Annotated in this window: 9 protein-coding genes and 1 pseudogene; all 10 read left to right on the top strand. The window is 67.8% G+C overall.

Going from position 1 to position 9267, the window contains the following annotated elements:
* Positions 1–202 (top strand): annotated as a pseudogene (locus AC3WS6_RS13160) (hypothetical protein); the annotation flags it as partial.
* Positions 202–1239: an HAD-IIA family hydrolase gene (locus AC3WS6_RS13155; protein WP_492501425.1), complete on the top strand. Its 1038-nt coding sequence runs from the start codon at positions 202–204 to the stop codon at positions 1237–1239. The pseudogene AC3WS6_RS13160 and the gene AC3WS6_RS13155, both read left to right, overlap by 1 nt.
* Before the next feature lie 83 nt (positions 1240–1322).
* Positions 1323–1499, top strand: a complete 177-nt coding sequence (locus AC3WS6_RS13150; RefSeq protein ID WP_201470185.1) for a hypothetical protein — start codon at positions 1323–1325, stop codon at positions 1497–1499.
* A complete protein-coding gene (locus AC3WS6_RS13145) occupies positions 1496–2293 on the top strand; it encodes a TlyA family RNA methyltransferase (RefSeq protein ID WP_492501424.1) in 798 nt (265 codons plus the stop codon). Before AC3WS6_RS13150 ends, AC3WS6_RS13145 begins: the two co-directional genes overlap by 4 nt.
* Positions 2290–3204, top strand: coding sequence for an NAD kinase (locus AC3WS6_RS13140; protein ID WP_492501423.1), 915 nt, complete (start codon positions 2290–2292; stop codon positions 3202–3204). The genes AC3WS6_RS13145 and AC3WS6_RS13140 overlap by 4 nt, the downstream gene beginning before the upstream one ends.
* Positions 3201–4892: a DNA repair protein RecN gene (recN, locus tag AC3WS6_RS13135; protein WP_492501422.1), complete on the top strand. Its 1692-nt coding sequence runs from the start codon at positions 3201–3203 to the stop codon at positions 4890–4892. The genes AC3WS6_RS13140 and recN overlap by 4 nt, the downstream gene beginning before the upstream one ends.
* A 17-nt stretch (positions 4893–4909) precedes the next feature.
* Entirely contained in the window at positions 4910–6607 is a 1698-nt protein-coding gene (pyrG, locus tag AC3WS6_RS13130; protein ID WP_492501421.1) for a CTP synthase, read from the top strand.
* Complete coding sequence (locus AC3WS6_RS13125; protein WP_492501420.1) at positions 6600–7208, top strand: NUDIX domain-containing protein; 609 nt, start codon at positions 6600–6602, stop codon at positions 7206–7208. The genes pyrG and AC3WS6_RS13125 overlap by 8 nt, the downstream gene beginning before the upstream one ends.
* A 1-nt stretch (position 7209) precedes the next feature.
* On the top strand, positions 7210–8112 hold the full coding sequence (xerD, locus tag AC3WS6_RS13120) for a site-specific tyrosine recombinase XerD (protein WP_492501419.1): 903 nt from the start codon (positions 7210–7212) through the stop codon (positions 8110–8112).
* 137 nt (positions 8113–8249) lie between these two features.
* The gene (locus AC3WS6_RS13115) at positions 8250–9266 is read left to right on the top strand and encodes a hypothetical protein (RefSeq protein ID WP_492501418.1); all 1017 of its coding nucleotides are present in this window, start codon (positions 8250–8252) and stop codon (positions 9264–9266) included.
* The last annotated feature ends 1 nt before the right edge of the window (position 9267 follow it).

Here is a 9267-nt window from a genome sequence, read left to right as displayed (position 1 = left end):
TGCTGATGCTGATGCTGATGCTGATGCTGATGCTGATGCTGATGCTGATGCTGATGCTGATGCTGATGCTGATGCTGATGCTGACATCGAGCCGTCGATCGACGACGAAGTGCGCGAGCTCCTCGGCGAGGACGCAGACGGCTCGGAGGAGCCGGATGCAGGAGAGAAGCCCGCCGCATCCGACGCCTCAGAGGACGCGTAGTGGGGCTGTTCTCGAAGCGGTCCGTGCCGCGGACACCTCTCGATGGGGTCGACACCGTGCTGGCCGACCTCGACGGCGTCGTCTATGCCGGTCCGGGGGCGTTGCCCTACGCGGTCGAGAGCCTGAACGCTGCCGCAGCATCGGTGCGTCTCGGCTACATCACGAACAATGCCTCGCGCACCGACGCCTCAGTCGCCGAGCACCTCTCGGGTCTCGGACTCGATGTCGCCCCGGCCGACGTGATCACCAGTCCACAGGCCGCGATGCGTCTGCTCGCAGGAATCGTGCCGCCGCCGGCGACCCTTCTGATCGTCGGCGGAGCGGGTCTCGTGGATGAAGCCGAGAAGGCCGGGTACACCGTGACCCGCAGCGCCGAGGACGCCCCGGATGCCGTGGTGCAGGGCTTCGCGCCCGAGGTGGCCTGGACGGATCTCGCCGAGGCCGCGTTCGCGCTGAAGGTTCCCGAAGAAGAGGGCGGTATTCCGTGGATCGCCACGAACACCGACTGGACGATCCCGCGCGAGCGAGGCGTCGCACCGGGGAACGGCACGCTCGTGTCGGCCGTGCACACGGCGATCGGCCGGCTCGCCACGGTCGCGGGCAAGCCTGAGGTGCCTATCTTCGAAGAGGCCACCGAGCGGTTCGGCGCGAAGAAGCCGCTGTTCATCGGCGACCGTCTCGACACGGACATCCTCGGCGCCGTCCGTGCGGGTATCGACTCCGCCCTCGTGCTCACCGGCATCGACCGGCCCAAGCACGTGCTCGCTGCCCCCGAGGGGTCGCGCCCGACCTACATCCTCAGCGATCTTCGAGAACTGCACGAGCCGTATCCGGAAGCGACGTCGAAAGACGGCGTCCATTCGGTGAACGGGGCATCCGTGCGCGTCGTGGGTGCCGACGTCGAGATCATCGCAGAGGGCGACTCGCAGATCGACCTGCTGCGCGCCGCCGCTGCGGCGATCTGGGCCTCCGGCATTCCGGTCTTCGTGCTGCGGGTCCCCGAGCGCCTGTACGACGATCCGTTCCATAAGCCCTGAGCATCCGGCCCTGAGCATCCGGCCCTGAGCGTCCCGCGCCGTGGCTTCGCCGAGGCGTCTGCCGCGCCGCGTACAGTAGAACCGTGAGCGAAGAGACGTCGAATGCACCGACCGATGGTCTGTGGAGTCGGCTGCGCCTGATCGAAGGGCAGCCGCTCGCCGCCCGCGCAGACGCCTACGCCGGACTGCACGACGAGCTGTCGCGCAGGCTCGACAGCGGCGCGAAGCTCGATCAGCGTGACGCCCCGGGCGCCCGATGACGCGACTCGACGCTGCCCTCGCCGCCCGAGGACTCGCGAGGTCGCGCACGCATGCGGCGACGCTCATCGCAGACGGACTGGTGAGTATCGACGGTCGACCGGTGATGAAGGCCTCGACCTCGGTCGCAGAGTCCGCGGTCGTGACCGTCGCGGGCGCCGACCACTACGTCGGGCGTGCCGCGCACAAGCTGATCGCCGGCCTCGATGGATTCGGCGTCCAGGTCGAGGGCCGGCTCGCTCTCGACATGGGGGCATCGACGGGCGGCTTCACCCAGGTGCTGCGCGAACGCGGAGCCCGCAAGGTGCTGGCAGTCGATGTCGGTCACGACCAGCTCGCGCGATCGATCGCGTCCGACCCGGGCGTCGTGAGCGTCGAGGGCTACAACGTCCGATACATGACACCCGAGAGCCTCACCGCGGCGACCTCCGAATCCGAAGCGCCCGATCTCGTGGTCGGTGACCTCTCGTTCATCTCTCTGGAGCTCGTCCTCCCCGCTGTGGTGGGCGTGGCCGCAGAGAATGCCGACATCGTGCTCCTCGTGAAGCCGCAGTTCGAGGTCGGACGCACAGCGGTCAGAGGCGGTCTCGTGACGGATCCTGCGACACGCGCGGATGCCGTCGCACGCACCGTCTGGAGCGCGTGGGACGCAGGGCTCGGGATGCTCGGCATCCTGCCGTCGCCGATCCTCGGCACCCACGGCAACACGGAGTATCTGGTGCATCTCGCACCGGGGCGCGGCAGCGATCCGTCAGAATGGTCGGACCGCATCAACGCACTGACAGGGGGACGATGAACGAGCGCAACATCCTGGTCGTCGCCCACGCGGGCCGCGCCGACACCGTGGCCGCCGCACGACGGGTGATCGACGCGCTGCGGGGCGCGGGAGCGCGTCCGGTACTCGCTCCCGACGACAGTGCGGATCTGCGCGCCGTCGACACGCACTTCGCCGATGTCGACGTCTTGGGCGATACCGTGCAGCAGGACGACCTGGAGCTCGCGATCGTCCTCGGCGGCGACGGCACGATCCTCCGCGCTGCGGAACTCGTGCGGGGGTGCTCCGCGCCGGTTCTCGGCATCAACATGGGACACGTGGGATTCCTCGCGGAGATCGACCGCGACGACATGGACGACGCCGTCCGACGAGTGATCGCTCGCGACTACGACGTCGAGGATCGCTTGGCGCTCGCGATCCGCGTGAAAGACGTCGACGGCACTGTCGTCTACGAGACGTTCGCGCTGAACGAGGCGACGGTCGAGAAAGCCAGCCGCGAACGGATGATCGAGGTCGTGCTCGAGATCGACGGGCGCCCCCTGTCCAGCTTCGGCTGCGACGGCATGGTGATCTCGACTCCCACCGGCTCGACCGCCTACAACTTCTCGGCCGGCGGCCCGGTGATCTGGCCCCGCGTCGAAGCCATCGCGGTGATTCCGCTGTCGGCTCACGCTCTGTTCGCGAAGCCCCTCGTGGTGAGTCCCGACGCGGCAGTGGCGATCGAGATGCTCGAGGGGACGTCGGGATCAGGAATCCTCTGGTGCGACGGTCGTCGGTCGCACGATCTTCCTCCCGGCGCGAGGGTTGTGGTCAGGCGTTCGTCGCGGCCCGTGCGTCTCGCTCGTCTGCACCCCACCGAGTTCACGGATCGTCTCGTGCGCAAGTTCCGGCTGCCGGTCGCCGGCTGGCGGGGTCAGGGGGCGACGAAGTGATCGAGGAGATGCGGCTTCAGGGGCTCGGCGTGATCGCCGATGCCGTGCTGCCCCTCGGCGCGGGATTCACCGCGATCACAGGCGAGACGGGCGCGGGCAAGACCATGGTCGTCACGGGCCTCGGCCTGCTGCTCGGACAGCGGGCTGATTCGGGCGCCGTACGGGCAGGGGCTTCTCAGGCGTCGGTGGCCGGAGTGTGGGTCGTGCCGGAATCCGGTGACGTGGCCGACATCGTGTCGGACGCCGGGGGAGAGCTGGAACCTGCAGGCGGCGGCCTCGCCGAACTCTACGTGTCACGCACACTGAACGTCGAGGGTCGCAGTCGAGCCAGCGTCGGCGGCCGTGCGGCACCGGCGGGTGTGCTGTCGGCACTGGCTGAGGAGCTCGTGGTGGTTCACGGACAGTCCGAGCAGCTGCGACTCAAGTCGTCGGCCGCTCAGCGCGATGCCCTCGACCGCTTCGGCGGCGCGCCCATCGCTAACGCGCTGGATGCCTACGCCGAGTCCTTCGCGTCATGGCGGGAGCTCGACGCCGAGATCACCGACATCACCGAGAATCGCGATCGCCGGGCGGAGGAGGCGGGCCGACTGCGAGATGCTCTCGCTCTCATCGAGGCCACCGCGCCCGAACCCGGTGAGGACGCAGACCTCTCTGCTCGCGCAGAGCGTCTCGCGAACGCGGAGGAGCTGCGGATCGCCGCCTCTCAGGCGCATGGCGCGCTGTCGAACGAGGTCGGCGAACCCGATGTGACCGCTCTGCTCGCGGAAGCGCGACGTGTGCTCGAACGCGCATCGGATGCCACGCTGACCGACATCGCCGCCGCGCTCGCCGACATCGGCTACCGGGTGACCGACCTCGCCGCACAGCTGTCGGCCTACCTCGCCGACCTCGATGAGACGGGGCCGCACGAGCTCGCAGCCGTCGAAGAGCGTCGCGCCGCTCTCAGCGTGCTGATCCGCGCGCACGGATCGCTCGAACAGGCACTGGAGCTCTGGCAGAGCGGCTCGGCACGGCTCGCCGAGCTCGACGACGACGGCGAACGACTCGAGCGGTTGCAGGCCGAGCGCGACGCAGCCAGGGTCGAACTCGATCAGCGGGCCCAGACCCTGACGGACGCTCGAACATCTGCGGCGGTGCGGCTGGGCGCGGCTGTGAGCGATGAGCTGCACGCTCTCGCGATGCCCGACGCCCGCCTCGAGGTTGCGGTGTCGCCAGGCGCCGAGACGACTCACGGACGCGACGACGTCGCGATCCTGCTCGCGCCCCACCCGGGAGCCGAGCCTCGCTCGGTGGCCAAGGGCGCCTCCGGTGGAGAGCTCTCGCGCGTGATGCTCGCGATCGAGGTCGTCATCGCCGGTACCGATCCGGTGCCGACGTTCGTGTTCGACGAGGTGGACGCCGGGATCGGCGGTGCCGCCGCCATCGAGGTCGGACGACGACTCGCCCGGCTCGCGGAATCTTCGCAGGTGATCGCCGTGACGCACCTGGCACAGGTGGCGGCCTTCGCCGGCAACCATCTGAGCGTCGTCAAGTCGAATGACGGAGCTGTGACCGCCTCGAGTGTGCGCCGTCTGGACGGTGCGGAACGCGAAGCCGAGATGGCTCGTCTGCTCTCCGGGCTCACCGATTCGGACGCCGCACTCACCCATGCCCGAGAACTTCTCAGCCTCGGCGCCTCCTCGGACTGATAGGATCGAAGCCCGTGATGAACTCTTCTTCTGCGGGGCCCAAGAACGACACGACCAAGCACATCTTCGTGACTGGTGGTGTCGTTTCGTCTTTGGGCAAGGGGCTCACTGCCGCGAGCCTGGGTAACCTCCTCACCGCCCGCGGACTCCGCGTCGTGATGCAGAAGCTCGACCCGTATCTGAACGTCGATCCGGGCACGATGAACCCCTTCCAGCACGGCGAGGTCTTCGTCACGGATGACGGCGCCGAGACCGATCTCGACATCGGACACTACGAGCGCTTCCTCGACATCAACCTGTCCGAGGCCGCCAACGTCACGACGGGACAGATCTACTCGCAGGTGATCGCTCGCGAGCGCCGCGGCGAGTACCTCGGCGACACCGTGCAGGTGATCCCGCACATCACCGACGAGATCAAGCGTCGTATGCGTCTTCAGGCCACCGAGGATCCTCGCCCCGACGTCATCATCACCGAGGTCGGCGGCACGGTCGGCGACATCGAGTCGCAGCCGTTCCTCGAGGCCGCCCGTCAGCTGCGTCATGAGCTCGGCCGCGACAGCGTGTTCTTCGTGCATGTCTCCCTGGTCCCGTTCATGGGCGCCTCGGGCGAGCAGAAGACCAAGCCGACGCAGCACTCGGTGGCGGCGCTCCGCCAGGTCGGCATCCAGCCCGACGCCCTCGTGCTGCGCAGCGACCGCCCGGTCAGCGAGAGCAACCGCAACAAGATCGCCCTCATGTGCGACGTCGACGCCGAGGGTGTCATCAACACGGTCGACCTTCCCAGCATCTACGACATCCCGTCCACGCTGAACCAGCAGGGGCTCGACTCGTACATCGTGCGCCGCCTGGGCCTCGATCAGAAGGCGGATGACGTCGACTGGTCGCGCTGGAACAAGGTGCTGCATGCGGTGCACAACCCGAAGCACGAGGTCACGATCGGTCTGGTCGGGAAGTACATCGACCTGCCCGACGCGTACCTCTCGGTGACCGAGGCGCTCAAGGCCGGCGGGTTCGCGCAGGAGACCAAGGTCAACATCCGCTGGATCCCGTCCGATCTCTGCGAGACGCCGGAGGGCGCGAAGGAGCAGCTGGGCGCCCTCGACGGCATCTGCGTTCCGGGAGGATTCGGCATCCGCGGCATCGAGGGCAAGCTCGGCGCCCTGAAGTTCGCTCGCGAGCAGGGCATTCCGACCCTGGGCCTGTGCCTCGGCCTGCAGTGCATGGTGATCGAATACGCCCGAGACGTGGCGGGCATCGACGGCGCCTCGTCGAGCGAGTTCGACCCCGAGACCGCAGCTCCGGTCATCGCCACGATGGCCGAGCAGATCGAGATCCTCGACGGCGGCGATCTGGGCGGGACGATGCGTCTCGGTCTGTACCAGGCTGCCCTCGCCGAAGGATCTCTGGCGCGCGAGCTGTACGGCGCTCCTGAGGCTTCCGAGCGTCACCGCCACCGCTACGAGGTCAACAACGCCTACCGCACGCAGCTTTCCGAGGCAGGTCTGGTGTTCTCCGGCCTCAACCCCGACCTCGACCTGGTCGAGTTCGTGGAACTGCCCCGCGACGTGCACCCGTATTACATCGCGACCCAGGCTCACCCCGAGCTGCGCTCACGTCCGACCGATCCGCACCCGCTGTTCCGCGGGCTGGTGGGCGCGGCGATCGAGCGCAACCGATCGAGCGAGCTGTTCGACGTCGACGCCGCAGATGTCTGATCAGACGGCGTCGCGCGAGCAGACGGCAGCGGTCGAGCACCTTCGCGACGAGCGGTTCGAACCAGAGGTGCTCCGCAGTGAGCTCGCCTACCGCGGCGCGGTGTGGAACGTGCGAGACGACGTCGTTCGCTATGGCGAGGGCGAGATCCGCAGGCAGTACGTCGAACACACCGGTGCGGTGGCGATCCTGGCGCTCGATGACCAGGATCGGGTTCTGTTGATCCAGCAGTACCGGCATCCGATCCGTCACCGCGACTGGGAGCTGCCCGCCGGTCTGCTCGACGTCGCCGACGAGGCGCCGCTCGAGGCTGCGAAGCGCGAGCTCGCGGAAGAAGCCGATCTGGTCGCCGAGCACTGGGAGCCGCTGGTGTCGTCATGGACGACCCCGGGCGGCAACGACGAGGTCATCCATCTCTTCCTCGCCACCGGCATCTCGTCGGCTCCCGCCGCGCACGAGCGCGAGGACGAGGAGGCCGACATCCGTGTCGAGTGGGTGCCGCTCGATGACGCCGTCGACGCCGTGCTCGACGGGCGCATGCGCAACGGCATCCTGACGATCGGAGTGCTCGCGACCGCGCAGCGACGGCGCGCCCGGAGTTGACGTGCAGATCGATCGGGCGCTGGACTCGTACCTGCGCCACGTGACGATCGAGCGCGGTCTGAGCGCGCACACCGTTGCGGCATACCGGCGCGACCTCGGGGGCTACCTCGAGTGGCTCCAGCATGCCGGCATCAGCGATACCGCGGAGGTCACTCCGACCGTGGTCGGGCGGTTCATCGCAGAGCGGGCTGAGGCGGAACCCGCTCCTGCCGCGACGAGCCTCGCCCGCCTCCAGTCGTCGGTGCGCGGCTGGCACCGGTACCTCGTGAGGGAGGGGATCGAGTCCGACGATCCGAGCGGACGCCTCCGCCCACCGAAAGCTCCTCGCCGCCTGCCCAAAGCACTCACGATCGATCAGGTCGAGCGGCTGCTGAACGCTCCGCCGTCGGACGACCCGATCGGCATCCGGGACCGTGCGCTCCTCGAGCTGCTGTACGCCACGGGTGCTCGAATCTCCGAGGCGGTCGGACTCGACGTCGACGATCTCGCCCACGGCGACGTGCTGCGGCTGCGCGGAAAGGGGGCGAAGGAGCGGATCGTCCCGCTCGGCTCGTATGCGCGAACTGCTCTCGACGCGTACCTCACCCGGGTGCGACCGCAGCTCGCGGCGAAAGGTCGTGCGTCCGCTCGGGTCTTCCTCGGCGCGCGGGGCGCGCCGTTGTCTCGGCAGAGTGCGTGGCTCGTGATCCGTGCCGCCGCCGCACGCGCGCAGATCACTGCGGAAGTGTCGCCCCACACGCTCCGGCATTCCTTCGCCACACACCTTCTGCAGGGTGGCGCCGACGTGCGCGTGGTGCAGGAGATGCTCGGCCACGCCTCGGTCGCCACGACCCAGATCTACACGCACGTCTCGGTCGACACTCTGAGAGACGTGTACGCGACCTCTCATCCGAGAGCGCAATAGCGGCATCCGGGCTGCAGCGACGTCATCCTTCGGAGGTATTTTCGTCCGCCATTTGGGGGACGCGGGGATCGAGACGTTCCCCCTAGGGTTACTCGAGAGCGTCGATCTCTGTGTATCGACGATGAATGGAGTAAGTCATGCGTACCACCGGTCCTCTTGCTGCGCTCGCCGCGACCGCTCTGGTGTTCACTTTGGCCGGGTGCTCCGGCGCTGCTGACGATGAGGTCACGTACGAGGATTCGCCTCTCAACGAGTACCTGTCGGCCGCATACGGCGGCGACCTCTCGCAGGAGGAGCAGCAGAAGCAGTTCGAGGAGCGGCAGCTGAAGACCGAAGAGCTCATGGCCGAGTGCATGGCCGAAGAGGGCTTCGAGTACACGCCGAACACCCAGAACGGGGGCATCGTCTTCTCTGACGACGAGGTCGAGTGGGAGCCCGAGAAGAAGGAGTGGGTCGAGAAGTACGGGTACGGGATCGTGAACAACCCGTACAACGAGATCACGCAGGAGGAGTCGGCAGAGGAGTACGTCGACCCGAACTCGGAGTACGTCGAATCCCTCTCCGAGTCCGAGCAGACCGCCTACTACGAGGTCGCCTACGGGGTTCCGCCCGAGGAGGAGGAACTCGCCGAGGACGGCAGCTACGAGTACAACTGGGAGGACGCCGGATGCCAGGGGTGGGCTCAGCACGAGCTCGAGGGAGAGGACCCGTGGCAGTCGGATGAGTTCGCGGGCCTTCGCGAGAAGATGAACGAGGTCTTCACCGAGGCGCAGGAGGCCCCGGAGTTGAAAGACCTGAACGCGGAGTGGGCCGCATGCATGGACGATGCGGGCGAGCCCGGCTTCGGTTCTCCGATGGAGGCGCAGCAGTCGATCTCCGATGAGCAGAGCGCTCTCTTCGACGCGGCCTACGGCGACGGCACCACCGAGGTCGACGTCGAGTCGCCCGACTTCGTCGACCCTTCCGAGAGCCCTGAGATGGCGGAGCTCGGCGAGCGGGAGATCGTGCTCGCGGTCGCCGATCTCGAATGCCGCACGTCGCTGTCCTACATGAAGAAGTCGCTCGAGATCCAGTTCGCGATCGAAGAGAAGTTCATCGCCGAGAACAAGGCGGACCTCGAGGCATTCAAGGCTGCCGCCGAGCAGAACAGCTGAC

The organism is Microbacterium sp. EB106-03-03-XG65 (assembly GCF_058791955.1).
Note: the sequence above shows the minus strand (reverse complement) of the source record. Positions and strands in the feature narration are given on the sequence as shown.

Bases quoted from the DNA above. Each gene is read 5' to 3' on its own strand.
- AC3WS6_RS13145 (WP_492501424.1), top strand. From the start codon at position 1,496: ATGACGCGACTCGACGCTGCCCTCGCCGCCCGAGGACTCGCGAGGTCG.
- AC3WS6_RS13140 (WP_492501423.1), top strand. From the start codon at position 2,290: ATGAACGAGCGCAACATCCTGGTCGTCGCCCACGCGGGCCGCGCCGAC.
- pyrG (WP_492501421.1), top strand. From the start codon at position 4,910: ATGAACTCTTCTTCTGCGGGGCCCAAGAACGACACGACCAAGCACATC.
- AC3WS6_RS13125 (WP_492501420.1), top strand. From the start codon at position 6,600: ATGTCTGATCAGACGGCGTCGCGCGAGCAGACGGCAGCGGTCGAGCAC.
- AC3WS6_RS13115 (WP_492501418.1), top strand. From the start codon at position 8,250: ATGCGTACCACCGGTCCTCTTGCTGCGCTCGCCGCGACCGCTCTGGTG.